This window comes from Neptuniibacter pectenicola (genome assembly GCF_001597735.1).
Classification (GTDB): Bacteria; Pseudomonadota; Gammaproteobacteria; order Pseudomonadales; family Balneatricaceae; genus Neptuniibacter; species Neptuniibacter pectenicola.
Genome location: NZ_LUTS01000114.1, coordinates 1 through 304, shown reverse-complemented (window position 1 = coordinate 304; position 304 = coordinate 1). Strand labels below are relative to the sequence as shown.

The window sequence follows — 304 nt, the reverse complement described above, 5'->3', positions numbered from 1 at the left end:
CACGATTAGTTGGATCTGCCGTTAACGTGCGCGCGACATCAATGATGTCAGCAACAACGGATGATCCCGTTGGCATTGCGCCAGCGCCAGCGCCATACGTTAGAGTAGGACCGACCGCATCGCCTTTTACCATGACAGCATTCATCACGCCATTTACATTCGCCAGTAATGCTTTTTGAGAAATCAAAGTCGGATGGACACGTAGCTCAACACCCGCTTTCGTTCGACGTGCAACACCTAGATGTTTAATGGAATAACCCAATTCACGGGCAAAAGACACATCTTCCGCAGTGATACGGCTAAT

General features: G+C 49.3%; 1 pseudogene. It reads right to left on the bottom strand.

Going from position 1 to position 304, the window contains the following annotated elements:
* Positions 1-304, bottom strand: a pseudogene (locus A3773_RS17125) (homoserine dehydrogenase); the annotation flags it as partial.